This is a genomic window from Nocardia sp. NPDC056611 (genome assembly GCF_042792755.1).
Classification (GTDB): domain Bacteria; phylum Actinomycetota; class Actinomycetes; order Mycobacteriales; family Mycobacteriaceae; genus Nocardia.
Genome location: NZ_JBHTVV010000008.1, coordinates 1 through 23,617 on the forward strand (window position 1 = coordinate 1; position 23,617 = coordinate 23,617).

The 23,617-nt window shown below is 69.3% G+C and carries 25 protein-coding genes; 7 read left to right on the forward strand and 18 right to left on the reverse strand.

Annotation, left to right across the window (positions count from 1 at the left end; translation table 11 throughout):
• Positions 1 to 188: 188 nt before the first annotated feature.
• Positions 189 to 476 carry a putative quinol monooxygenase gene (locus ACFRAQ_RS31890; protein WP_379106282.1) on the reverse strand — a complete coding sequence of 96 codons (288 nt, stop codon included), beginning with the start codon at positions 474 to 476 and terminating at the stop codon, positions 189 to 191.
• Between the two features lie 55 nt (positions 477 to 531).
• Positions 532 to 1,578 carry an aldo/keto reductase gene (locus ACFRAQ_RS31895; protein WP_379106284.1) on the reverse strand — a complete coding sequence of 349 codons (1,047 nt, stop codon included), beginning with the start codon at positions 1,576 to 1,578 and terminating at the stop codon, positions 532 to 534.
• 147 nt (positions 1,579 to 1,725) lie between these two features.
• Between ACFRAQ_RS31895 and ACFRAQ_RS31900 the strand changes: the two genes are divergently transcribed.
• Complete coding sequence (locus ACFRAQ_RS31900) at positions 1,726 to 2,577, forward strand: helix-turn-helix transcriptional regulator (protein ID WP_379106286.1); 852 nt, start codon at positions 1,726 to 1,728, stop codon at positions 2,575 to 2,577.
• 78 nt (positions 2,578 to 2,655) lie between these two features.
• On the opposite strand, the gene ACFRAQ_RS31905 is transcribed toward ACFRAQ_RS31900, so the two are convergent.
• The 4 genes from ACFRAQ_RS31905 to ACFRAQ_RS31920 all read right to left on the reverse strand — a co-directional run bounded on the left by ACFRAQ_RS31905 (position 2,656) and on the right by ACFRAQ_RS31920 (position 7,527).
• A complete protein-coding gene (locus tag ACFRAQ_RS31905) occupies positions 2,656 to 4,230 on the reverse strand; it encodes a protein kinase (protein ID WP_379106289.1) in 1,575 nt (524 codons plus the stop codon).
• A 267-nt stretch (positions 4,231 to 4,497) separates the two neighbouring features.
• Positions 4,498 to 5,373, reverse strand: a complete 876-nt coding sequence (locus tag ACFRAQ_RS31910) for an arylamine N-acetyltransferase (RefSeq protein ID WP_379106291.1) — start codon at positions 5,371 to 5,373, stop codon at positions 4,498 to 4,500.
• Between the two features lie 100 nt (positions 5,374 to 5,473).
• Positions 5,474 to 6,418: an NAD-dependent epimerase/dehydratase family protein gene (locus ACFRAQ_RS31915; protein ID WP_379106293.1), complete on the reverse strand. Its 945-nt coding sequence runs from the start codon at positions 6,416 to 6,418 to the stop codon at positions 5,474 to 5,476.
• Positions 6,419 to 6,552: 134 nt separating this feature from the next.
• Positions 6,553 to 7,527 (reverse strand): alpha/beta hydrolase family protein, encoded by a 975-nt coding sequence (locus ACFRAQ_RS31920; RefSeq protein ID WP_379106296.1) that lies wholly within the window; start codon positions 7,525 to 7,527, stop codon positions 6,553 to 6,555.
• Between the two features lie 120 nt (positions 7,528 to 7,647).
• Here ACFRAQ_RS31920 and ACFRAQ_RS31925 point away from each other — a divergent pair, with 120 nt between their 5' ends.
• The 3 genes from ACFRAQ_RS31925 to ACFRAQ_RS31935 all read left to right on the forward strand — a co-directional run bounded on the left by ACFRAQ_RS31925 (position 7,648) and on the right by ACFRAQ_RS31935 (position 9,820).
• Positions 7,648 to 8,826, forward strand: coding sequence for a winged helix DNA-binding domain-containing protein (locus ACFRAQ_RS31925; protein WP_379106299.1), 1,179 nt, complete (start codon positions 7,648 to 7,650; stop codon positions 8,824 to 8,826).
• Positions 8,827 to 9,039: 213 nt separating this feature from the next.
• Positions 9,040 to 9,552 carry a tellurite resistance TerB family protein gene (locus tag ACFRAQ_RS31930; RefSeq protein WP_379106301.1) on the forward strand — a complete coding sequence of 171 codons (513 nt, stop codon included), beginning with the start codon at positions 9,040 to 9,042 and terminating at the stop codon, positions 9,550 to 9,552.
• An 85-nt stretch (positions 9,553 to 9,637) separates the two neighbouring features.
• Entirely contained in the window at positions 9,638 to 9,820 is a 183-nt protein-coding gene (locus ACFRAQ_RS31935; RefSeq protein ID WP_379106303.1) for a hypothetical protein, read from the forward strand.
• 72 nt (positions 9,821 to 9,892) lie between these two features.
• Here the strand turns inward: ACFRAQ_RS31935 and nadC are convergent, their stop codons facing one another.
• The 3 genes from nadC to nadA form a co-directional block, all read right to left on the reverse strand.
• A complete protein-coding gene (gene nadC, locus ACFRAQ_RS31940; protein WP_379106305.1) occupies positions 9,893 to 10,753 on the reverse strand; it encodes a carboxylating nicotinate-nucleotide diphosphorylase in 861 nt (286 codons plus the stop codon).
• A 106-nt stretch (positions 10,754 to 10,859) separates the two neighbouring features.
• Complete coding sequence (locus ACFRAQ_RS31945; protein WP_379106308.1) at positions 10,860 to 12,530, reverse strand: L-aspartate oxidase; 1,671 nt, start codon at positions 12,528 to 12,530, stop codon at positions 10,860 to 10,862.
• 32 nt (positions 12,531 to 12,562) lie between these two features.
• On the reverse strand, positions 12,563 to 13,594 hold the full coding sequence (gene nadA, locus ACFRAQ_RS31950) for a quinolinate synthase NadA (RefSeq protein ID WP_357285739.1): 1,032 nt from the start codon (positions 13,592 to 13,594) through the stop codon (positions 12,563 to 12,565).
• A 77-nt stretch (positions 13,595 to 13,671) separates the two neighbouring features.
• Between nadA and ACFRAQ_RS31955 the strand changes: the two genes are divergently transcribed.
• Both ACFRAQ_RS31955 and ACFRAQ_RS31960 read left to right on the forward strand, forming a co-directional pair.
• Positions 13,672 to 14,430, forward strand: a complete 759-nt coding sequence (locus ACFRAQ_RS31955; RefSeq protein WP_379106310.1) for an NUDIX domain-containing protein — start codon at positions 13,672 to 13,674, stop codon at positions 14,428 to 14,430.
• Positions 14,431 to 14,524: 94 nt separating this feature from the next.
• Positions 14,525 to 15,019 (forward strand): hypothetical protein, encoded by a 495-nt coding sequence (locus tag ACFRAQ_RS31960; protein WP_379106312.1) that lies wholly within the window; start codon positions 14,525 to 14,527, stop codon positions 15,017 to 15,019.
• Positions 15,020 to 15,090: 71 nt separating this feature from the next.
• Here ACFRAQ_RS31960 and ACFRAQ_RS31965 read toward each other — a convergent pair whose 3' ends face one another.
• Positions 15,091 to 15,612 (reverse strand): hypothetical protein, encoded by a 522-nt coding sequence (locus tag ACFRAQ_RS31965; RefSeq protein ID WP_379106314.1) that lies wholly within the window; start codon positions 15,610 to 15,612, stop codon positions 15,091 to 15,093.
• A 139-nt stretch (positions 15,613 to 15,751) separates the two neighbouring features.
• Here ACFRAQ_RS31965 and ACFRAQ_RS31970 point away from each other — a divergent pair, with 139 nt between their 5' ends.
• The gene (locus ACFRAQ_RS31970) at positions 15,752 to 16,243 is read left to right on the forward strand and encodes a hypothetical protein (protein ID WP_379106316.1); all 492 of its coding nucleotides are present in this window, start codon (positions 15,752 to 15,754) and stop codon (positions 16,241 to 16,243) included.
• Positions 16,244 to 16,247: 4 nt separating this feature from the next.
• On the opposite strand, the gene ACFRAQ_RS31975 is transcribed toward ACFRAQ_RS31970, so the two are convergent.
• The 8 genes from ACFRAQ_RS31975 to ACFRAQ_RS32010 all read right to left on the reverse strand — a co-directional run bounded on the left by ACFRAQ_RS31975 (position 16,248) and on the right by ACFRAQ_RS32010 (position 23,575).
• A complete protein-coding gene (locus ACFRAQ_RS31975) occupies positions 16,248 to 16,430 on the reverse strand; it encodes a hypothetical protein (RefSeq protein ID WP_379106319.1) in 183 nt (60 codons plus the stop codon).
• A 197-nt stretch (positions 16,431 to 16,627) separates the two neighbouring features.
• Positions 16,628 to 18,091, reverse strand: a complete 1,464-nt coding sequence (locus ACFRAQ_RS31980) for an MFS transporter (RefSeq protein ID WP_379106322.1) — start codon at positions 18,089 to 18,091, stop codon at positions 16,628 to 16,630.
• 22 nt (positions 18,092 to 18,113) lie between these two features.
• Positions 18,114 to 18,887 (reverse strand): ABC transporter permease, encoded by a 774-nt coding sequence (locus ACFRAQ_RS31985; protein WP_379106324.1) that lies wholly within the window; start codon positions 18,885 to 18,887, stop codon positions 18,114 to 18,116.
• A gap of 35 nt (positions 18,888 to 18,922) precedes the next feature.
• On the reverse strand, positions 18,923 to 20,086 hold the full coding sequence (locus ACFRAQ_RS31990) for an ABC transporter substrate-binding protein (RefSeq protein WP_379106327.1): 1,164 nt from the start codon (positions 20,084 to 20,086) through the stop codon (positions 18,923 to 18,925).
• Positions 20,083 to 20,748: an ABC transporter ATP-binding protein gene (locus ACFRAQ_RS31995; RefSeq protein WP_379106641.1), complete on the reverse strand. Its 666-nt coding sequence runs from the start codon at positions 20,746 to 20,748 to the stop codon at positions 20,083 to 20,085. The genes ACFRAQ_RS31990 and ACFRAQ_RS31995 overlap by 4 nt, the downstream gene beginning before the upstream one ends.
• 52 nt (positions 20,749 to 20,800) lie before the next feature.
• Positions 20,801 to 21,424: a class I SAM-dependent methyltransferase gene (locus ACFRAQ_RS32000; protein WP_379106330.1), complete on the reverse strand. Its 624-nt coding sequence runs from the start codon at positions 21,422 to 21,424 to the stop codon at positions 20,801 to 20,803.
• 43 nt (positions 21,425 to 21,467) lie between these two features.
• Positions 21,468 to 22,892 carry a cytochrome P450 gene (locus ACFRAQ_RS32005; RefSeq protein ID WP_379106332.1) on the reverse strand — a complete coding sequence of 475 codons (1,425 nt, stop codon included), beginning with the start codon at positions 22,890 to 22,892 and terminating at the stop codon, positions 21,468 to 21,470.
• Positions 22,893 to 22,903: 11 nt separating this feature from the next.
• On the reverse strand, positions 22,904 to 23,575 hold the full coding sequence (locus tag ACFRAQ_RS32010) for a class I SAM-dependent methyltransferase (RefSeq protein WP_379106334.1): 672 nt from the start codon (positions 23,573 to 23,575) through the stop codon (positions 22,904 to 22,906).
• Between the last annotated feature and the right edge of the window lie 42 nt (positions 23,576 to 23,617).

The window sequence follows — 23,617 nt, forward strand, 5'->3', positions numbered from 1 at the left end:
CACACACCGGTACTTCGGACAAGCCACATCCCGGACCCACCACACAGGTTAACCCCGCACCCATTCGGACGTCTTGACATAGAGGGGAGCCATTAGAGGGCATTCTCCCGAGATGTGGGCTCGCTAGCCGATGCGGCCTCCACGGCCGTGCCCCGCGGTGGGGCGCGGGGACACGGCCGACGCAGGGGCTATTCGGCGACGAGGCGGCGGATGATCATGGGCTCGGCGAGGATGCCCTCCAGAACGCCCGCCACGTGCTGGAAGTGCTCGGTGGCGAAGTGCTTCTCGAGGGCGTCGGCGTCCTGCCATTCCTCGACCACGACCATGTGGGCGGGGTCGTTGGGGTTGGTGAAGGGCTGGTAGGACAGGCAGCCGGGTTCGGCCAGGGACGGTTCGATCATGGCTTCCAGGGCGGTGCGCAGGCGGTCTTCGTTTCCGGCGGTGACGCGCAGCTCGGCGACGACGTGCAGGGTCATGGGGAGCTCCTCGGGGTCGGTGTGGGTCTTGGTGGTGGGGTCAGTGATCGTGGGGTCAGTGGGTGATCGGGCCGTCGCCCGCGCCGGTGGTGCGCAGGGCGGTGGCGATGGCGTCGAGGTCGGCGGAGGTCAGTTCCAGTGTGGCGGCGTCGATCCAGCCGTCGATCTGGTCGGGGGTGCGAGCGCCGACGATCGCACCGGTGACGCCGGGCCAGGTCAGGGTCCAGGCGATGGCGAGGGCGCCGACGGTGGTGTGGTGGGCGGCGGCGAGGGGGCGCAGCGCCTCGACCAGGGCGAGGTTGCGGTCGAGGTCGGTGGTGAACTCGGGGAAGCCCTTGCGCCAGTCGTCGTCGGGCAGGTTCGCGACGCGTTCGGCGGAGAAGGCGCCGGTCAGCAGGCCGGAGTGCTGCGGCTGGTAGACGATGCCGCCGGTGTGATGGGCTGCGGCCCACGCCAATTCGCCCGCGGCGGCGCGCTTGATCAGGGAGAACTGGGGCTGGATGGCGTCGACGTGGGCGATGGATTCGGCGATTTCGAGCTGTCCGACGTCGTGGTTGGACAGGCCGATGGCGCGGACCTTGCCCTCGGTGACCAGGTCGGCCATGGTCTGCCAGTACTCGTGCAGCGGGGTGACCACGGCGTCGTCCACGCCGTCCGGGTCCGAGAAGTCCAGGGAGGCACCGGTGTCGGGCCAGTGCACCTGGTAGAGGTCGATGCGTTCGACGTCCAGTCGCCGCAGCGAGTCCTCGATCTCGCGACGCACGCTGGCGGCGGCCATGATCCGCCGGGGCGCGGCGGCGCGGTCGTTGTCGTCCCAGACCAGTCCCGCCTTGGTGAAGACGAAGGGCCGGTCGGCTTCGGGCAGGTCGCCGATCGCCTTGCCGACCACTTCCTCGGAGTGGCCGAGCCCGTAGACGGCGGCGGTGTCGATCCAGTTCACGCCCGCGTCGAGGGCGCGGTGCAGGGTGGCGATCGATCCGGCGTCGTCCTGCGCGCCCCAGGCGTAGCGCCAGCCCGCGCCGCCGAGTGCCCACGCGCCGAAGCCGATCCGGCTGATGCGCATGTCGGTGGTCCCGAGCTGACGGGTGGGAAGGGAGGTCATGCTGTGCTCCTCGGGAGTCGGTGTCCGCCGTGGTGTGCGGCGCTGAGCACTACAGTCGCCCGATCCGGCAGCGGCAGACAGTGCGGCGTCTGCCTGGGCACGCGATGACCAGGATGAAACCCGGGGCCCGCGTGGTTACCTGGTTCCATGACCCTGGACCGTCGCGCCGAACTCGGTGAATTCCTGCGCTCCCGTCGCGCCCGGCTGCGCCCGGAGGAGGTGGGCCTGGTCTCGCACGGGGCGCGCCGCCGGGTGCCGGGGCTGCGGCGCGAGGAGTTGGCGCTGCTGGCCGGGGTGAGCGTGGATCATTATGTGCGCCTGGAGCAGGGACGCAGTCTGCAGTTCTCGGAGTCGGTGCTGGACGCGGTGGCGCGGGCGCTGCGCTTGAATCAGGTCGAGCGTGATCACCTCTATCTGCTGGCCCGCCCGTGGTCGGGTGAGGAGCCGCCCGCCGCGCAGCGGGTGCGCCCGGGTCTGCGGCGGCTGCTCGACGCCGCGCACGACGTGCCCGCCTACATCGTGGGCCGCGGGGTGAGCGTGCTGGCGTGGAATCGCCTGGCGGCGGCCCTGATCGGTGATTTCGGCGCGATCGCCCCCGAGCAGCGCGACTTCCTGCACCTGGTGTTCCTGGACGAGGGCGCGAAAGACCTCTACGAGGACTGGGACGACAAAGCCGCTGACACCGTGGCGTATCTGCGAGTGGACGCCGCCCGCAATCCCGGCGACCCCCGCATCACCGCGCTGATCGACGAAATGAACTCCGCGAGCCCGGAATTCGCCGCCCTGTGGGAGCGCCACGAGCTCAAGGACAAGACGCACGGCCGCCACATCTACCGGCATCCGATCGTGGGCCGCCTCGATCTGGGCTACGAAACCCTGCGCCTGCCCGACGATCCCGATCAGGCCCTGGTCGCCCATCACGTCGAGCCGGGCTCCCCCAGCGCCGACGCCCTGCGCCTGCTGGCTTCGCTCGCCGCGGATCCGGCCACACAGCACTAGCCGACCCGGGCACGACCTCCGGAAAGCACTGCGCCGCACCGGTGATCCGGTGCGGCGCAGGCGGTTCGAGCGATCGGGCTACTTGGTGTCGCTGTCGATCAGCAGCGAGCCGCCGCTGTCGACGACCCGCAGCGTCACCGACTTGCTGCCGCTGTTCTTGGTGCTCAGGCTGGCCAGCGAGATGTCCACGGAGCCATCGGGATTGTTGCTGTCGGTGCCACGCGCGCCCTCGATGGTCGAGTAGCGGCTGACCGGGTTGTTCGTCCAGTAGGTCTGGAACGCCGACGCACTGCCGTACACCTGCTGCGCGGCCGGGGTGAGCCGGGTCCACGCCTCCTGGTACCGCTGCGAGGTGAGGGCGTCGTAGAACTTGTCCACGGCGTCCGCGCCATTGCCCACGCTCACGGTCGAGGCGCTCTTGGTCTGGCCCAGGCCCGAGGGCGTGCCCTTGGTGGAGCTGGCCGAGGTCGAGGCCTTCACCGAGGTGGTGGTCCCGCCCGCACCGGGCGAGTCGCCCGAGCCGGAGTCGCTCATCATGCCGTAGACGATGCCGCCGGCCACCACGACGACCGCGGCCAGCAGGATCCACACCAGCTTCTTCTTGCCGCCCGGCTCCGAATCCGGTTCCGGCGCGGGGTGATTGCGGGTCGGCGGGCCGCCGTTGGGCACCGGCCGCGGCGGCGGGGTCTCGAGCAGCTGGGCCTGGCTCATGGCGCCGGTCGGGATGTCGGCGTTGGCCGACGAACGGCGTTCCATCTGCCGGGTCTGCTGGCGCGGCGCGGTGCCGCCCTGCGGGGTGACCGGGCCGGAGCGGCGGCCGGCGAACACCCGGGCGGCCTCGGCGTCCGGGCCGACCTCGGCGAATTCCGCCATGATGTCGCGCACGTCGAGCATGCTCGGCCGGTCCTCCGGCTCGAAGCTGAGCAGGCTGAGCAGCAGGTCCGACAGCGGCCCGGCATTGCGCGGCTCGCTGATCTGGCCGTTGGCCGCGGCGTAGAGCAGTGCCAGCGGATTCGGGTTGGTGCCGTAGGGCGGTTCGCCTTCCAGCGCGTGGAAGAGCGTGGCGCCCAGGGCGAAGACGTCGGCGGCCGGGGTCGGTTCGGCGCCGCGAGCGACCTCGGGGGCGAGGTAGGCGGCGGTGCCGGAGATGAGCCCGGTGGCGGTGAGGGTGACGTCGCCCTTGGACTTGGCGATGCCGAAGTCGGTGATCTTCACCGCGCCGTTGTCGCCGAGCAGGATGTTGCCGGGCTTGACGTCACGGTGCACGATGCCGGCGCGGTGCGCGGCGATCAGCGCGGAAGCCACCTGTTCGCCGATGCGCGCGCACTGCGGCAGCGGCAGCGTGCCCTGCGCGGACAGCACCACGGCGAGGCTCTGCGAGGGCAGGTACTCCATGATCAAGCACGGGTCGCCCTCGTGCTCGGTGATGTCGAAGACGACGATGGCGTTCGGATGCTGGAAGCGGGCCGCGTTGCGCGCCTCGCGCGCGGCACGCTGCTTGACGATGTCCTTGTCCGCATCCGACAGGCTCGGCTGGGTGAGGATCTGCTTGATCGCGACGGATCGCTCCAGCCGCTGGTCGACGGCTCGCCAGACGACACCTGTGCCGCCGCTACCAATCCGTTCGACCAGGCGGTAATGCCCTGCGATCACTTGGCCGGTTTCGATGGCACTACTCCGAGGTTCTTCGAGATGACTGTGACAATGCGGTTGCCCGCGCGTTTCCCCGCATGAGTGTAGCGGGCGACGCGCGGATCGCCGACGTCAGCGTGAGATATGGCGGAGATCTCGATGAGATCTGCGCCGCCCGTCAGCGACCGGCGCGTGACCCCGCTGACGTATGTGCTGGTAGCGACCCATACATGACCAGACATAGACCGATCGGTTTGGTGCGTGTTTGCTCCCACACACCAACCGAGTTCAGCTACTTTTCACCGCCGCGGGCCACTCCGCGCGAACCAACCGGGCGGCGTCGGCGGCATCGAGCTCGATATCGAAGACCTCCGCGAGCACCTTGGGCAGCTCGGCGACCTCGAGCTCGCGCACCTCCTCCGAGCCATCGGGATGGTGCGTGGTCCAGGTGGTGCCGTCGATCTGGTGGTGCACATCGGGCAGGAAGCGCTGCACGAAGGGCCGCAGGGTGAACGGCGAACGCGCCGCGGTGGACACGTAGTGGTTCCCGACCGCGAAATCGACGCGGTATTGCGGGGTGATGGCGAAGGTGTGCCGGTCCACCCAGCCGTCCTTCCCGAACTGGTACAGCGTCCACAGCTCGCCGCCGACCGCGTCGGTGGTCCGCTCCAGCCGGAAACGCCATGCGCCCGCAGCGAATTCACCGCGGTCGGGGGCCAGTTCGATCGGTTCCAGGGGACCCCAGCCGAAACCGACGTCACACAGCCACAGCCGGTCGTCGTCGGCGGCCTCGACCCGCAGCAGCGCGTGGGTGGCCGGGCGCAGGCCGGTCGCGCCGAGGGTGACCCGGCCGGACATGGCGGTGAATTCGAAGCCGAGCCGCTCCAGCGCGGCCGCGAACAGTCCGACGTTCTCGTAGCAGTAGCCGCCGCGCCGCCGCCGGATCAGCTTGTCCTGCAGCGCTTCCGATTCCAGGGGGATGCCACGGCCGAGGATGATCTCGAGGTTCTCGAACGGGATCGTGGTGGTGTGGGCGCGCACCAGGGCGCGCAGGGTCTCCAGGGTGGGCGTGCGCGCACCGGTGAATCCGATCCGGTCCAGGTAGGCGTCGAGGTCGAGCTCCGCGCCCAGCCAGGTGTAGGTGGGGTCCGCCGGTGTGTTCATCACTGCCTTCCTTCGCGCCCGATTCGCGTGGATCATCGGTCTTCCGAGGTGATCAACGGTAGTGGGCGCGGCTGTGTTCCGACGCGACCGGTCCGCCGGGTCAGGCGTGGACGCGCGCGAGGGTGCGCAGGCCCTCGCGGTAACTCGGATAGCGCGGCGCCCAGCGCAGTTCGGCCCGGGCCTTGGCATTGGACGGGCGGAGGGAGAAGTCCAGCATCTGGGCCGCCGTCAGCGGGGAGGTGATGCGCATCAGGCGCGGGGGCACCCGCAGCGGCGGGCGCGCGCCGACGGCCTCGGCGGCGGCGTCGAACATGGCCTCCCAGGTGGCGGGCTCGTCGTCCACGATGTTGTACGCATGGCCGGGAACGCCGCGTTCGAGGGCGGCCACGGTCGCGGCCGCGGCGTCCTCGACGTGCACGAAGCCGGTGTGCCCGGTGGTCGTGCTGGGCAGCGGGAACAGTCGCCGCCGCAGGGCGCGGGTGAAGGACGCGGACGCGCCGGGTCCGTAGAAGACGCCGTAGCGCAGCGCGATTCCGTCGATGCCCGGCGCCCGCCAGGCGTGGCATTCGGCCTCGTGCAGCGCGCCGATGAGGCCGTCGTTGACGTCGCCGGGGATGCGGCCGAAGGGATCCTGCTCGGTCACCGGCCGCGGGCCGTGGTCGCGCATGCCGTAGCCGAAGATCACCGATTGCGTCAGGTACCGGCGCGCGCCCGCGCGCTGGGCCAGTTCCACCAGGTGCTTGCCGCCGGTCTCGCGTAAGGCGTTGGTGCGCAGCAGGCCCGGCGAGTGGTAGTGGGTGGGCGGCGAGTTCCGGTAGGCGGTGAGCTCGTGGATGACCGCGTCGGCGGTGAGCCGCTCGGTGGCGCGCAACAGCTCCGAGCGGTCCATCACATTGGCGACCAGCGGGGTGGCCCCCAGCGTCCGCGCGACTTCCGCGCCGCGGCCGTCGCGGGTGAGCGCGTACACCTGGTGTCCGCGGGCGCGCAGCGCCATCACCAATGGCCGCCCGATCGCCCCTGTCGCTCCCGCCACCACGACTTTCATTGCGCTTCATCCCGTCTCGCCCTGCCGATGCCGGGCCCGAGCCTAGTGTTCGGCGCGCGATCGTGTGGCACGGCGGTCGGCGCGCGCGGGGCGCGACGGCGGGCGCGGTGACCGCTCGCGCGCGGGACCGGTTGTCAGGCGGCGCATTTGGCGTTCGCCGGGGCCGGTGGAGCGGTGTTGACTCCCGCGCCGACGTCGATCGTGTAGTCGTGATCGCCACCGAGGGGTTCGGTGCCCTGCAGCAGTCGCATGACGGCGCAACCGGATTCGAAGAACACCGGATTGATGCCGTGTTCGCCGGGCACGACGCGGCCGTCGAGATCGCGGCCGCTGACGACGGTGTACATGGACACCCGCTTGCCCGCGAGCGTCAGCGCGGCGCGCATCTCCACCGAACTGATGTAGGGCACCACCGTATCCGCGGTGCCGTGCACCAGGATCGCCCGCTTGACGTCGATGCGGCCGGGCATCAGTACCGGGGAGCGATCGATGTAGGCCTGCGGGCAGGTCAGCGGAATACAGCCGCCCGCATCGCGTTCGATCTCCGGCCGCAGTTGCTTGCCGGCCAGGCCGGCTTCCAGCCAGGCGGTGAGATCCCCGGCGTGGCCGAAGGTGTCGACCCAGTAGTCGTAGGTGCCGGGCGGGGCGTAGGCGGCGGCCAGCCCGCTGGTGACGCCGCCCTGACTCCAGCCCCACAGCACGGTGGGGCCGAGGCCGGGGTGTTCGCCGCGATACCACTGGGTGGCGGCGACAGTGTCGCGCCAGCCCGCCCACACGTTCCACTCCCCCGTACGCCACGGGCTGTTGCCGGAGCGCTGGTCCATGGTGAGCAGGGCGGCGCCGGTGTTCTCGACGATCGAGGCCATGTAGTCGGGGAAGTCGCTCGCGCTGCCGTCGTGGCCGTGCACCGCCACGATGAGCGCCCGGGCCCCGCCCTCGGGTTCGTAGACGCGGCCGGTGGCGGTCTCGCCGTCGACGGTGAGGCTGATCGGCCGCATGGACACGCCGTCGTCGGCCGCGCCCGCGATTCCCGGTAGCCCGACCATCACCGCCGCCACCACGCCCGCGACCGCACCGATTACCCGCAACCCTCGCCGTTGAGCACGCACGTCCGGCATCGTCGCACGTCCGGTCGGTCCGGTCGGGAACCCACGCCGGGCCGGTCGGCGCGCCGGAACCGATGTGGCGGGGTGTGCCCGAATCAGGCTGCCGGCGGCTAGGATTCGACCATGCGTTCGATGGATGCCGCGGAGCGGCGGGCTCGACTCGGGGTGCGGCACCGGCTGGCGTCGACGGAGCGCGGCGAGACGGTCGAGTCGATCGTGCGGTCCCTGGTCGTCTTGCACGCGACCGACCCGGCCACCGTGTACCTGTCCGTCGCGGCGCGCTCGGCGGACCTGGAGACCGGCCACGTGGAGAAAGCGCTCTACGACGACCGGACCCTGCTGCGCATGCTGGCCATGCGGCGCACCATGTTCGTCGCGCCCATCGATCTGGTGCCGGTGCTGCAGGCCGCGGTCGCCGACGCGCTGGCGCACAAGCAGCGCAAGACCTACGGGCGCTATCTCGAACAGTCCGGCGCGGTGCCCGGCAATGTCGTGACGTGGTGGAACGCGGTCGAGTCGAAGACGCACGACGCCTTGCTGGCCCGCGGCGCGGCGACAGGAGCGCAGCTGAGCAAGGAGGTGTCCGAGCTGCGGACCCAGGTGGACACCGCGCCGGGCAAGCCGTACTCCAAGCCCACCAATATCACCACCTGGGTGCTGGTCACGCTCGGTTGCGAGGGCCGGATCGTGCGCGGCCGTCCCAATGGAACCTGGTCCAGCAGCCAATACACCTGGGCGCCCATCGAATCCTGGCTGCCCGACGGGATCGCGGTCATGCCGGTCGAGGAAGCTCGCGCCGAGCTGGTCCGGAAGTGGTTGCGCGCCTTCGGTCCCGCGCCGGTGAGCGATCTCAAATGGTGGACCGGCTGGACCCTGGGCGAAGTCCGCAAGGCGCTGGCGCTGGTGGACACGGTCGAGGTGGACCTGGGCGGGGAGACCGGCCTGGTGCTGGCCGACGATCTGGAACTCACGCCCGCCCCGGAACCGTGGGCGGCGTTGCTGCCCGCGCTGGATCCCACGCCGATGGGCTGGCAATCGCGCGACTGGTATCTGGGACCGCATCAGCCCGCCCTGTTCGACCGCAACGGCAATATCGGCCCGTCGGTGTGGTGGGACGGCCGCATCGTCGGCGGCTGGGCGCAGCGACCGGACGGCGACATCGCCTGGCGGCTGCTCGAGGATGTCGGCGCCGCCGCCGAGCGCGCCATCGCCGCCGAGGCGGACCGGCTGCGCGGCTGGTACGGCGAGGTCCGCCCGATCCCTCGCTTCCGCACGCCGCTCGAACGCGAACTGTCCGCCTGACCGTCCGGCCCCCGCGCGCGGCGCGCCCGATGATCACGGGCGCGCCGAACGCGGTTGCTGTGCGCGAGTATTCGGAGAATTTCTGCGGGCCCCGCCTCGGTGGACTGTTACTGTCGACGATGTTGTTCGCACGATCCGGGCCCGGCTGAACCTTTGGTTCACTCCGCGAACGCGGGAGGTCCACGGGTTCGGCATTTCTTCGGAGTGTGTGTCATGGCGTTCTCGAATCGGCTGGTCTCCCCGGCTGCCCCGCGCACCGATCCGGCCGCCGCCGCGCCCGCCGGATCCTCGGACGCACGGCCCGCACCGCATCTCACGGGGCTGCCGGGAGGGCGCGAGGAGCAGTGGGGTGATGCCTTCCGCGATGCGGCGCTGGGCATGTGCGCGGTATTGTCCGCGACCGACGGCCGCATCGATCCGGCGGCCCGGATGCGGGTCGCGCAGATGGCCGGGGAGCACGAGGTTCTCGGCCGCCGGCCCGCCGAGGACCTGCGCAACCGGTTCGAGGACAACTGCGCCCGGCTCATCATGGATCCGGCGTTCGGCCACGCCTACGTGATGGCCCAGATCGCCAAGGCCACCGAGTTTCCCGACCAGGCCGCCGCCGTGCTGCGCATCGGATTGACGGTGGGGCGAACCGATGGCGAACTCGGAGCACACGCGGCCACGGTGATTCGCGAGGCATGTCAGGTGCTGCGGGTGGACCCGCGCGAATTCGGTGTGTAAAGCCCCCCTGGCTTTTGCTGGACATTGCCCGGAGCCGTCCCGCATTCTTGGATCGTTTGCTGCCCAGCGAGGGGATCCACTCTGCATGGCGATCCAAGGGTTTCTCAATATCCTGCTCGACACCGTCCACCCGAATCGGGGCTGGCGGTACTGCGGATGGTGCGAAGGCACCGGGGCCGCAGGCTATTCCGAGGCGGGTTCGGTCATCCTGTGCACCGGCTGCGGGGGCATCGGCTGGCTCGTCGACCCGCCCCTTCCCCGGGCCTGAACCGGCTCCGAGCAGCGACGCGGCCCCGGGCGAACAGCACCCCGGGGCCGCGTCGACGCAACGGTTTCCGCGCTACATGTCCAGTCCGAGATCGAGCACCCGGACCGAGTGGGTGAGCGCGCCCACGGCCAGGTAGTCGACGCCGGTGCGCGCGTAGTCGGCGGCCATGTCCAGCGAAAGCCCGCCCGAGGACTCGAGTTTGGTGCGCGGCGACCGGGTGTTGCGGCGCTGCACCGCCGCCTGGGTGGCCCACAGCGGGAAGTTGTCCAGCAGTACCAGTTCCACGTCCTCGGCGAGCACGGCGTCGAGCTGTTCGAGGCTGTCCACCTCGACCTCGCACTCGATGTCCGGGTCCAGCTCCCGCACGGCGCGCAGCGCGGCGACCACCGAGCCCGCGGCCACCACGTGATTGTCCTTGATCAGCGCGGCGTCGCCGAGACCCATACGGTGGTTCACCCCGCCGCCGACCCGCACCGCGTACTTCTGCAGTGCGCGCAGACCCGGCAAGGTCTTGCGGCTGTCGCGGATCCGGCATTCGGTGCCCTCGACGGCGTCGACCCACTGGGCGGTCGCGGTGGCGATGCCGGACAGGTGGCACACCAGATTCAGCAGCGTGCGTTCGGCGGTGAGCAGCCCGCGCGTCGGCGCGACCAGGCTCAGCACGGTGTCGCCCGGCTGAACCCGGGTGCCGTCCGGCACCCGCCCGGTCACCTCGTAGTTGCCCGCCCCCAGCACCTCGTCGAGCACCAGCAGCCCGACGTCGAGCCCCGCGACGGTTCCCGGCTGCCGGGAAGCCATGCCCGCCTTGGCGATCGCGTCGGCGGGCACCGTCGCCAGGGTGGTGATGTCGGGCCCGTACCGCAGATCCTCATCGAGGGCGGTGCGGATGAGCGCGAGCATTTCGTCGCGGTCCAGTCCGGCGTCGAGAGCCATTACTGCACTCCTAGATCGATGCGTTGTCCTCCGCGCCGGGTCCTATCGCCCGGAGCGGCAGTGTTGTTCGCGGCGGCGGTTGTCGGACCCGGTGCTCCGGCGTGGTTCACGACGCGGCCGGGACGGCGACCTCGTCCCACGAGGGGGTCGGCGCGCCATCGGTGACCAGCTTGGGCCGTCCGTCGGAGCCGAGGCGCACGGTGGTGCTGCGCCGCAACTCCTCTCGCGGTTCCGGATAGTCGGAGCGGGTGTGGCAGCCGCGGCTCTCGGTGCGCGCCGCCGCCGCGACGAGCAGCGCCCGGGCGGTCAGGGTGAGCGCCGAATCCTCGAGCTCGCGGAGGACGGTGGCCGCCGAATCGGCGCCGTCCGGCGCGGTCGCGGGGCGGTTCAGCGCCCATTCGACGGTGATCTCGGGGGCGTCGTTGCCTGCGATCAGGCCGACCAGACGCAGGATGGCGGCGCGCAGGCCGTCGCCGTCGCGGACCACGGCGGCGTGCTCGGTCATCAGCTCCTGCAAGAGCTTCCGGTCCGCGTGCGGGAACCGCAGCGGGCCGACCTCGGTGATCGGTTCGGCCATACCCTCGCGTTCCGCGGCCGCCGCGCCCGCCCGTTCGCCGATCACCAGGCCCTCCAGCAGGCTGTTGGAGGCCAGGCGATTCGCGCCGTGCAGACCCGTGCGGGCCACCTCGCCCGCGGCGTAGAGGCCCGGGACGGTGGTGCGGCCGGAGGTGTCGGTGAGGACGCCGCCGCACTGGTAGTGAGCGGCGGGGGCGACCGGGATCAGGTCGGCGGTGGGGTCGATGCCCGCGGCCAGGCAGGAGGCCGTGATGTTCGGGAAGCGTTGCGCGAAGCCGTCGATCGCGCGGGCGTCGAGGTAGACGTGGTCGGCGCCGAGCTCCTGCATGCGGGCCGCGATGGCACGCGAGACCACATCGCGCGGGGCCAGGTCGCCGCGCGGGTGCACGCCCGCGGTCACCGAATTGCCCTGGGAGTCGACCAGTGTCGCGCCCTCGCCGCGCACCGCCTCGCTGATCAGCGGGCGGCGGCCGAGACCGCCGGGGGTGAACAGCACGGTCGGATGGAACTGCAGGAACTCCAGATCCGAGACCAGCGCTCCGGCCCGCAGCGCCAGCGCGATGCCGTCGGCGGTCGCGCCCGCGGGGTTGGTGCTGCACGCGTAGAGCTGGCCGAGGCCGCCGGTGGCGAGCAGGACCGCGGGCGTGTGCACGATGCCGAAGCCCTGGTCCGACAGCGCGATCACGCCGCGCACGCCCTCGGGTCCGGTGACGATGTCGAGGACGGCGGCCCCGAAGATCACCGGCAGTCCGGCGGCGTTCAGGGCCCGCTGCACCTCCGCACCGGTGGCGTCGCCGCCCGCGTGGATGATGCGGCGGGTGCTGTGCCCGCCCTCGCGGGTGCGCGACACCTCGCCGTCGCGTCCCAGGTCGAAGACCGCGCCCAGGTCGGTCAGCGCGTCGACCGCCTGCTGACCGCCCTCGACGATGGACCGCACCGCCTCGACGTCACACAGTCCGGCCCCGGCGACCACGGTGTCGTGCACATGGGATTCCACCGAATCCCCGTGTGGCGCGACCACCGCGATCCCGCCCTGCGCGTACTGCGTCGAGGTGTCGGTGGGTCCGCCCTTGCTCAGGGTCAGCACCCGCAGCCCGTGCCGGGAGGCGGTGCGCGCGGCGGTCAGCCCGGCCACGCCACCACCCACCACGACGAGGTCGGCCTCGGCTTCCCAGGTGACCGAAATCGATGTGTTCACCATTGCTCATCCCTCCCCCGACGGGGCGGGCGTGGCTACTCGCCGCCGCCCGGGTTGCCGATCTCGATCATGCGCTGCACCGAATTGCGGGCCAGGGCGGCGGTTTCGGGATCGACGTGGACCTCGTCGCGGTTCTCCACCAGGCAGCGGAGCAGGGCGGCGGGGGTGATCATCTTCATGTACTTGCAGGACGCGCGGTCGTTGACGGCCTGGAAGTCGATGCCGGGGGCGGCCTTGCGCAGCTGGTGCAGCATGCCGACCTCGGTGGCGACCAGCACCTGGCTGGACTTGGCGGCCTTGGCGGCGTCGATCATGCCGCCGGTGGACAGGATGTGCACCCGGTCGGCCGGGAACTCACCCGCGCCCGCCAGATAGAGAGCCGAAGTGGCGCAACCGCATTCGGGGTGCACGAACAGCTCGGCGTCGGGGTGGGTGCGCGCCTGCTCGTTGAGCTCGTCGCCGTTGATGCCCGCGTGCACGTGGCACTCGCCCATCCAGATGTGCATGTTCTCGCGGCCGGTCACGCGCTTGACGTGCGCGCCCAGGAACTGGTCCGGCAGGAACAGCACCTCGCGGTCGGGGTCGATGGAGGCGACCACGTCGACGGCGTTGGAGGAGGTGCAACAGATGTCGGTCAGGGCCTTCACCGCGGCGGTGGTGTTCACGTAGGAGACCACCAGCGCGTCCGGGTACTCGGCCTTCCAGGCGCGCAGTTCGTCGGCGGTGATGGAGTCGGCCAGCGAGCAGCCCGCCCGCTCGTCCGGGATGAGGACCGTCTTCTCCGGGCTGAGGATCTTGGCGGTCTCGGCCATGAAGTGCACACCGCAGAAGACGATGGTGTCCTCGGGCGCCTCCGCGGCGATCCGGGACAGGGCCAGGGAGTCGCCCACGTGGTCGGCGATGTCCTGGATCTCCGGCAGCTGGTAGTTGTGCGCCAGGATGGTGGCATTGCGCTCGCGCGCCAGCCGCTTGATCTCCGCCGCCCAGTCGGGGGTGGCGTCGACGCCGGTGTACCCCGACGGCCCGTCGGCGATGCGCTCGGTCAGCGTGCCCACTGCTGCAGCCATGGCATGGCTCCTTCTCTCATGCGCCCGGCAACTTCGCCGATTCGCATCCACACGGTTTTCGACTTAGAATCGAAAACGTGGCCCATCGTAGCACCATCCACGAAACGCTCACCGCCGTGTTCCAGGTTCGTCGCTTCCCGGAAATCATCAGTGCAGGTGAGAGCGCTAGGGACCGGCGCAGCGCGGTCACGGATCGGTGCCCGCCCGGGCAGCGCACCGAACTCGCGGTGCTGTTGTGGGAGCGCGCCCTCGACCCCGCCAAGGACACCTGGTCACTTCCCGGCGGCCGGTTGCGCGACGGCGAGGACCTCGACGCCTCGGCCGCGCGGCAGCTCGCCGAGAAGGTCGATGTGCGCGAGCTGACCCATCTGGAACAGGTGTGGGTGTTCAGCGATCCCGACCGGGTGCCCGGCGACCGCCGCATCGCCTCGGCGTACCTGGGGCTGGTGCCGCTGACCGCCGAACCGGTGCTGCCGCCCGACACCCGCTGGCATCCGGTCTCGAACCTGCCGACCATGTCCTTCGACCACGGCACGGTCGTGCGGCACGCGCGAAACCGGCTGGCCGCCAAGCTCTCCTACACCAATATCGCCTTCGCGCTCGCGCCCGCCACCTTCACCATGTCCACGCTGCGCGAAATCTACTGCGCGGCATTGGGATACGACGTGGACACCACGAATCTGCAGCGCGTTCTGACCCGCCGCAAGGTGATCACGCCCACCGGCGAGACCGCCTCCCCCGGCCGGACCGGCGGCCGTCCGGCCGCGGTCTACCGCTTCACCGACTCCGAGATCCGGGTGACCGACGAGTTCGCGACCTTCCGCCCGCCGGCCTGAGGCCCCCATTTTTGGTGGCGGCGGCCGGGGTAACCCGAAAAGCGCTGCGCCCGATAGTGGAATGAACAACCAAGATCACTATCGAAGGAGTGCCATGTCCGCATCCGTGCGCATCGGAACCGCCCTCGCCGGCGCCGCCCTGACCGCGGCCGCCGTGTCGATCTCGGGATCCGCGGTCGCGTCCGCCGAGGCCGTGGTGGCCGATCCGAACGCCTACCTCGTGGGCGACACGGTGTACTTCAGCTACGGCAACCTCGCCAGTTGCGCCATCAAGCCCAACGGGGACGTCGGCTGCGACGCCACCGGTTACGATCTGCGCTGGTACGGCCTGCCCGTCACCAACCTCTCCATCGACGCCGCCTTCCTGCCCGCCCACCCCGCGATCGGCCCCATCGGCGTGCACGGCCGTTCCGGCAGTCCCGCCCTCTCCGGCGGCGGCCCCACCCCCGGCTCGAATTCCCCCTACGGCCCCGACGCCACCCTGTCCTACGGTGGCGCGACCTGCAGCGGCAGCGGCTTCCGCGGCGCGATCTCCTGCACCTCCAAGGGACACCACTTCACCTTCGGCTTCGTCACCGACTACAACTGAGCCGCCGCCCCTTACGCTGGCCCGCACCAAGATCTCGACATCGCTGACCCCGGCGCCATCCGCTGATCGGGCTACCACCGCACCATGGGCAGCGGGCGCAGCGGATGGGTGACGGCGTACGCGACACCCCGGCGCGCCAGGAAGGCGTGGAACCCCTCGTAAGGGAGTTGGGCCACAACGGATTCGACGTCGGCGCGGGCCAGCGGACGCCGGAGCAGGCCGTGACTGGCGTCGATCCGGTCAGCGATGCGGAAGGTCTCGACGAGGCGGTCGTCGACGGCCCGGAGCCGGTGATGGTCGAGGACCAGGCGGCGCGCGGTGCCGACATCGGTGATCCCGAAATCGGCGGCGTGCGCGGTGGCCAGGTCGGCCGAGGGGGCGAGATAGTCCCAGGTCCCCGCGGTCCAGACGCCGAGGTCGTGCACGGCCCACGCCAGAGCCGCGACATCGGGGACCGGCTCCCCCAGCAGCAGCCGCTGATAGTTCAGGCTGCGCAGCACGTGATTGCGGTAGGCGGGGAGCGACGCGCCGAGCTGGTCGCGGTGCCGGTCGAGCACGGCATCGACGATCGGATGATCGGTCTGTATCCGCATGGCTCCCCCTGGTGTGTCATCCGGGCTGCAGCGGACACTACACCCGGCATCGCACCGCGGGCGGGTGAGCGATCCCCCGAAAACCTGGGTCCCCGAAAGTCCTTGTGGAACAATGGTTATTCAAAAATACTTCTCGCCCATGAACATCACGAAGATCGGTCACCACGCCGCGCTGGGGGCCGCGCTCGCGGCCGCGGCGGTAGGGCTTTCCACCGGGTCGGCCACGGCCGCCCCGGACACCATCCCGATCTGGTTCGGCGCCGGCGCCGGCGCCGACCCGCTCGCCTGCCAGGCGACCACACTGAAATGCGAAATCGACGTCGAGGTGAACGACGTGACGACGCCCGTCTCGATCGTCATCAACGGCAAGACCATGGTGACCGCCCTGCCCGCGCCCAGCGGGGGCACCCCGGGGCTCGGCTTTCTGGTCTACCAGTGGATTCCCGATACGGCGGGCTCGAACACGATCACCGTCACGCAGGGCAGCCGAACCCACACCGTCACCATCCCCATCATCGACAACAACTCGCCCGAGGCGTTCATCCGGCGCAACCAGGACGCCGTGCGGCGCTTCGCCTGTCAGTCGGGCAGCAGCACGCTCTCGGCATGCTCGAGCGGCGGCGTCAAATGATCAGCTAATCGTCACGGGAACGATCGCGATGCTTGGTGGTGCGCCGGTAGCGGCGGCCGCTCGGAATCGGCTGGGACGCATTGGATCTGCGGAGCTCGTGGCGCTGCCGCCACGCGGTGAGATCCGGGCGCTCGGCCCGCTCGGCGGCAGCGGCCGGGGCGGGCTTGCCCGGCGGTGCGGTCTTCATGGGTTTCCCCCCAGTGGTGCTGATCCGTGGACTCGAACACGGTAGGGGGTACAACGCACGAGATCCAGCGAATATTGCCGGAATCGGAGTCAGCGGGTGGCGGGTTCGGGGGCTTCGAGGGGATGGTGCCAGGACGGGGGCGACTCCCCCGAATTCATCGTCGGGGAAGTCGCCCGGGTTCATCGGTGGTGGACCGGCTATGCCGGCATGGTCGCCGCCCGGTCCGGGTCGGTGACCGGGTCCAGCTTTCGGACTCGGATCGTCAGTGCGACCACGATTGCCGCGATCACGAAGAACCCCGCGCCCCAATAGAATCCGACGTCGTAGCTGTGGATCGCCGCGCGGGCAGGGAGGTCCGGGGTGAAGGGGTGGCTCTGGGCGTAGCGGGTCGAGACCTGTACCGCGATCGTGGTGAGCAGGGCGGTTCCGATCGAGGCGCCGATTTGCTGGACCGCGTTCAACAGGCCGCTGGCCACGCCGGCGTCGCTGTCGTCGATCGCGTAGAGCGCGGTGGCCTGCATGGCCACGAAGATCTGGGCCATGCCGAGCGCGATGATGATCTCGGCGGGAAGCACTGCCGCCCAGTAGGGTTGGCCGACGCGCAGCTGGGCCAGGTAGATCAGGCCGCCCGCGCCGAGTTGGGCGCCGGCGAGCATCAGTACCCGGGGTCCGACCTTGGGTAGCAGCTTGCTGGCGACTCCGGCGGAGAGGACGATGCCGAACGGGAAGGGCAGGAACGCGATTCCGGCCTTCAGCGGCGAATAGCCCAGCGTCTGTTGGAAGTAGTAGCTCAGGAACAGGAAGACCGCGTACATGGCGACCGGAACCAGGAGCGCGACCAGAAATGACCCGCCCCGGTTGATTTCACCCGGAATACGGAGGGGCAGTAGTGGATTGGTGACCCTGGCCTCGATGGCGACGAAGGCCAAGAGCAAGAGCACACCGACCACCAGCAGTGCGACGGTGCCGCCCGCGCCCCAACCGGCTTGCGCCGCACGGTTGAACCCGTACACGACGCTCGCCAGTCCCGCGGTCACGACGACCACGCCGGGCAGGTCGTAACCGCCCGCCCGCCGCACGGGCACGTCCCGGACGACGACCAGCACGGCCGCCGCCGCGGTGGCCAGCGCGATGGGAATGTTCACCAGCAGGCACCAGCGCCAAGACGCGTACTCCGTCAATGCTCCACCACCGATGAGCCCGACCGCGAATCCCGCTCCGGATACGCCGCCGAACACCGCGAAAGCCTTGGCCCGCTCCTGTGCCGCGGTGAATGTCACCGACACCAGCGACAGCGCCGAGGGCGCCAGCAAGGCCGCGAACAGACCCTGCAGCGCCCGTCCGGCGAACAGCATGCCGGGACTCATCGCCGCACCGGCCAGCACCGAGGCCGCCGCGAATCCGACCAGGCCGATCAGGAAGATTCGCCGGCGTCCGACATAGTCCGCCAGGCGACCGCCCAGCAGCAGCAGGCCACCGAACATCAGCGTGTAGGCGGTGAACACCCACTGCTTGTCGGCGTCCCGGATGCCGAGGTCGGCCTGCGCGTAGGGCAGCGAGATGGTCACGATCGTCGCGTCCAGGACCACGAGCAATTGCGCGATGGACAACACCAGCAACGCCCACCAGCGACGATCGGACGCCGCGCGTACTTCGGACATCATCACCCTTTACTCATCGGTTTCATGCGACTGCGCGATTGTTGAAGGTCCGCCCGGGCAGGCGGCTCGCCACGAGATCCACCGCGGACCCGAGCACGCCGATCACGAGAATGATGGCCACAACCTGGTTGTAGGCCAGCTGATCTCGGGCATTGAGGATCTGGTAGCCCAGCCCCGACCGCACACCCAGCATCTCCGCGGGAACCAGCACGATCCAGGCGGTGCCGAGCCCCAGGCGCAGGCCGGTGCGGACGTGATCGCGCACGGCCGGAATGATCACGACGCGCAGTTGCTCCACGCGCGTCGCGTGAAAGGACCGGGCCACGTCCAGGAAGCCGCGATCGATCGCGTGCACCCCGGACACGGTGTTCAGCAGGATGGGCCACACGGCCGCGGCCGCGACCAGGAAGTAGACCGGCTGATTGCCGATCCCGAACAGCGCCACCGCGATCGGCGTCCACGACAGCGGAGAGATCATGCGCAGGAACTGCACCACCGGCGTCGACGCCTGTTCGATCCGGGTGTTCAGTCCGATCAGCAGACCCATCGGCACGCCGATCACCGTGGCGATGGCCAACCCGATGATCAAGCGCCACAGGCTGATTGCCGCATCCGATACCAGCACGCCGCGCCGATACAGATCGACGATCGCGGGCAACACCCGTTGCGGGGCGGTCTGACGCAGCAGCGAATGCTCCGCCGACAGCACCGATGTCGCCAGCCACCAGAGCAAGACCGTGACGATGATGGCCGCCACCGCGGGCCACGCCTTGGCGAAGGCCGATCGGGATGCCACGCGGACGGTGGTATCGGAGGAAACGAGGGTCGAAGTCACAGCAGTTCCACCTGTTCAGCTCTCACGAGGTCGGCGGGTAGCCCCAAGGCCTGTGGTCCTCCGTGCGCGGCAATCGAATTCAGCACGAAGGTGTCGTCCACCAGCGCCCGGTGCACCGTGTTCGGATCCAGGTCGTCCAGAAAGCGGCGGTCCCCGTCGACCACCGTGTCGTGCATGGCCTCGACGAGCTTCCGGGTGAAGCTGGGATAGGGGTACGGCTGGAATCCCACCAGGTGCGGTGACCAGTCGGGATGCCGCAATGGGTAGGGCGGTGCGGGGTAGGTGAGCGCGGTGCGCACCGCCGGCAGGGGCTGGGGAAGGTAGCTGCCGGAGGTCAACGCTCCGGCAGCCCGATTCCGGTCCGCACTGATCTGCGCTTGCGCGGAAACCACCGCATCCGTCACCGCCTGCACCGCGGCCCGCCGCTCCGCGATCACGTCCTCTCTGGTGACCAGGACACAGCAGGCGTGGTCACGCCACACGTCGCCCAGGAAGGTGTGGATTCGCCCGATCTTCTTGATCTGCGCGATGGCATTGAACGGGTCGGCCACCGCGTACCCCGCGATCGACCGATTCGCCAGGGCGGGAACCATGTCCGACGGACTCATGACAATGAGTTCGACGGTGCGTTCGGCTCGCGAGGCACTGCGCCGGACCACCGGCGTGATGTCGTGCGCCCGCAGCAGTTGCTGGAGGACGATATTGTGAATCGACCACCAGAACGGGATCGCGACCTGGCTTCCCACCAGCTGTTCCAGATCCGTGATGTCCGGTGCGACAGTGAGTGCCGAGCCGTTGGTGTGATTCCAGCCCAGCACTCGCACCCCGGCCCCCAGCACGCGCTGGAGTTGCAGGGCCATCGGCATCAGCAGATGGGCGACGTCGATCTGCCGGGAGACGAACGCCTCCGCCAGCCCGGCCCAGCTTCGGAACAACACGGGCTTACCACCGCTCACCCCGGAGGAGTAGAGGCCCGCCGAGTGCGCGATCAGCAAGGGCGCCGCATCGGTGATCGGCAGATAACCGATGCGCAGCGCATCCTCGTGCCGCCGCCCCGCGGTCGCCGCGCTGCGGGCGAGGTCCGCCGTACCGAACAGCCCGGCGGCGACGGTGAGTCCCGTCGCCCCGGCCAGCAGGTACCGTCTCGAAATATCTGTCAAGGAACCGCAACCTCGTCCGGGTGGTACTGCTGGAGGATGTCGTCACGCAGCGCCGGAGTATCGCCGCCGGTCCGCACGTCCCGCCATTCCCGGCGGATCCGGCCGTGATCGAGCAGCACGATCCGATCCGACAGCGCGATCGCCTCCTCCACGTCATGCGTGATGAGCACGACCGTGGCCGCGAGTTCGGCGACGAGCTCGGAAAGCCACTGCTGCAGATCGATTCGAGTCGCCGGGTCCAGGGCACTGAACGGCTCGTCGAGCAGGAGCAGCCGCGGCCGGGTCGCGGCCGCCCGCAGCACCGCCACGCGCTGCGCCTGGCCGCCCGACAACTCGTCCGGATAGCGGCCGGCCAGGCCGTCCAACCCGAATCGCCGCAACAGCGTCATCGGATACGCACCGTCGAACCCGTCGCGATGAGCGGTGAATCGTTTTGCCAGCGAGATGTTCTCGATGACGGTGAGCCACGGCAGCAGCAGGGATTGCTGAAACACCACCCCGGTGCGCGGACGACCGCCGTCCGCGCTCCAGCTCACAGTCCCCGAGGTCAAACTCTCCAGCCCGGCCACAACCCGCAGGAGCGTGGACTTTCCGCTGCCGCTCGGGCCGAGCACGGCGAGAAACTCACCGCGCTCGACCTCGATGTCCACGCTGTCCAGCACGAGATGGTCGCCGAACTTCTTCGTTCCGTGTTCGACGGTCAGTTCCCGGACACTAGGCACGTTTCACGCCGGTGAGCCGCGTATACATGCCGCCGTGCACGCTGTCGACGACGACGTCGCCGAGCCCGTCACGGAAGACCCGCTCGAACGGCTCGAGCTTCTTGTAGTGCGAGCCCACGATGAAGGACTTCAGGAAGTTGTAGCCATTGATGGCGGGGTACCCGAATCCACCGGTCCGCGGCAGCGCATCGATGATGCGAACAGTGGTGCCCGGCTTCAGGTTCGCGAGCAGTTCCGCCAGCTTCTGCGACGGGTCCGGAACACAGCTCATCGCGATGCAGCTGAAGACCACATCGACGTCACGCAGCAGCGGCGTGGTCGCGATGTCGTCGACCACGAGCTTGACGTTGTTCCACCCGTTCGCCACGACCCGCTTCTCCGCCTTGGCGAGAATGGCCGCGTTATTGTCCAACCCGACGACCCGGCCCGACGGGCCGATCGCCTCGATCAGCGCCGGGAAGGCAAGTCCGGTACCGCATCCGAGATCGGCCACCGTCTTACCGGACAGGTCCAGTCCGGCGACCAGGGCCGGGTGCAGCTTGTCGATGCCGCCGAGCGACAGGACCCACGCGGTCCGGTCGTAGATGGGCGCCGCAATATCGTACCGCTCTGCCACTTTGATCTAGTCCTCTCTCAGATTTCTTTCCGGCTGAAGGCTTTCAACGTCGCGTCAATCGAACGCGGAAGCCGCCCTTGAATGTCGGTGCCAGACCGGTGTCCTCGCGCATCACGAAGTTCGGCGGAATGTCGACCTTGTACTGGCTCAGGATCAGGGCGACGAGGTAGGGCGCGATCAGGTATCCGAGTTGGGCGCCGGTGCATCGGTGCGGGCCCGCGCCCCACGCGAGGAAGTGCAGCAGGCGTGGCTGATCGACCCGTTTGCTGTGGTCGTAGAACCGATTGGGATCGAAGGTGTCGGGATCGGTCCACCACCGCGGATCGCGGTGGATCGTCGAGATGGGGGCGCCCAGCATCGTGTTCGGCGCGATGTCGAGCCCTTGGAAATTCGCCCCGGAGGCGGTGAATCGCAGCAGGAGCGGAAACCCTTGCATCCGGATCGATTCCTCGAAACAGGCTTTCACCCATCGCAGACTGCGCACCGACTCGATGGTCGGTTGCGACAGATCGACCGTGCCGCACTCTTCCACCAGACGATCGGTCGCCTCGGCGTCGAGGAGGGTGCGAACGACCGTTTGGGTGATGGCGCCGGCGGTGGTGCCGTACGACGCGCTGGTCATGGTGGCGACGTCGAAGCACAGGTCCCAGAAGGTCATGGGGGTCTTCAGCTTCTTGTACCCGAGCACCATGCCGTCCAAGACATCGCCATAGGTTCCCAGCGCCGGTGAGTTCTGCCGCTCGACAACCCGGTTCTTGACGATCCTCGCCGCGGAAAGCACCGTCCACGGCCGAATTTTGTACGGGCCCCACGGACGCACCAGATTCGGCGGATCAGCGATCTTCAGCGTCGATCCGAGGAACTTGGTGAAGGTCGCCATGCCCTCGTGCAGTTCCTTCATCTCCTTCGGAGTGAAGTCCTCGGTGTAGGTCTGCTTGAGCACGCCGCGCAAGAGGGTCTGAAATATGACTTCTTGCAGATCGGTCACGCCGTCGGCGTCGGTCGCCGCGGCGATATTCGCATCCAGGGTCTGCAGGTAGGCATCGACATTGGCCTGAAAGGTGTTCTTCAGGCCGTCCCGCGTGACCAGCGGACTGACGATTCGGCGACGCTCCCGGAAGATCTCGCCCTCGATGAACGACAGCCCGTTCTGCCGTTTCGCCAGCGCCGGATGATAATTTCCGAACTTGCTGTAGTCGCCGGACGTGTCGTCCATCGCCTTGTGCACGTCTTCCGGATTGCCCAGTACGACGAGGTCGCGCAGTGGGAGCTTGATCCGGACGACGTCGCCGTACTGCCGGACCGCCTCGCGCAGGAACTTGTTGCGATCCTTCGAGAACTTCGGGTACGAGCCCATGATGCGGTGGCCCGGCGGGCCAGGCAGATGCCCATTCGAGAGACGACGGCTGGTGATGCTGGTGACGGAGTGCACCTTCGGTGCCTCGACATGCGGGCATTGATTGGCCATGGAGAATCCTTCTACTTACGGAAGACGTACGCACGGACCAGGCCGCCGTGGTACCGCGCTCGGTTGTCCAACGTCAGCCCGGCGCTCTCGCAGCGGGAGATCGTGTACTCCGCGCCGCGATCCGATTCCACTTCCTCGGTCATGTGGGCGACGGGATCCATACCGAATAGTCCTGCGACCCTGCGGATCACGAGCAAGCGGAGCTTCATGAGCTCGAGCAGCAGCTTGTTGTCCGGCAGGGCGAGCTCGATCAGGAGAAAGCGTCCGCCGGCGCGGAGCACCCGGGTCGTCTCCGCGAGCGCGGCCGCCGGGTCATCCATATCGTCGAGCGCGAAGCACATGACGACGGCGTCGAAGGTCGACGACTCGAAGGTCAAAGCCTCCGCGCTGCCGCACATCTGGTCGAACTCGCTGCGGGGGTGCTCCCGCCGCAGCCGCGCCAGCTTGCGTTCGGCGACCTCCAGCATCTGCTCATTGAGATCGACAGCGCTGTAGGAGATCGGGAATCGATACTCCGCGACCAGCGCGGACGCGATCTCGGCCGTCCCCGCGGCGACATCGAGCACCCTCGCACCGGCCTCGAGCCCGAGCATGCGGACCGCCGCGCGGCGCAGCCTCTTGTCGCCACCCAATGTCATCAATGAGTTGACCAGGTCATAGCGCGGGGCTATTTTCGTGAACATTGCCTGAGGCGTGGCAGGACGTGTCCCGACCATTCAAATCCC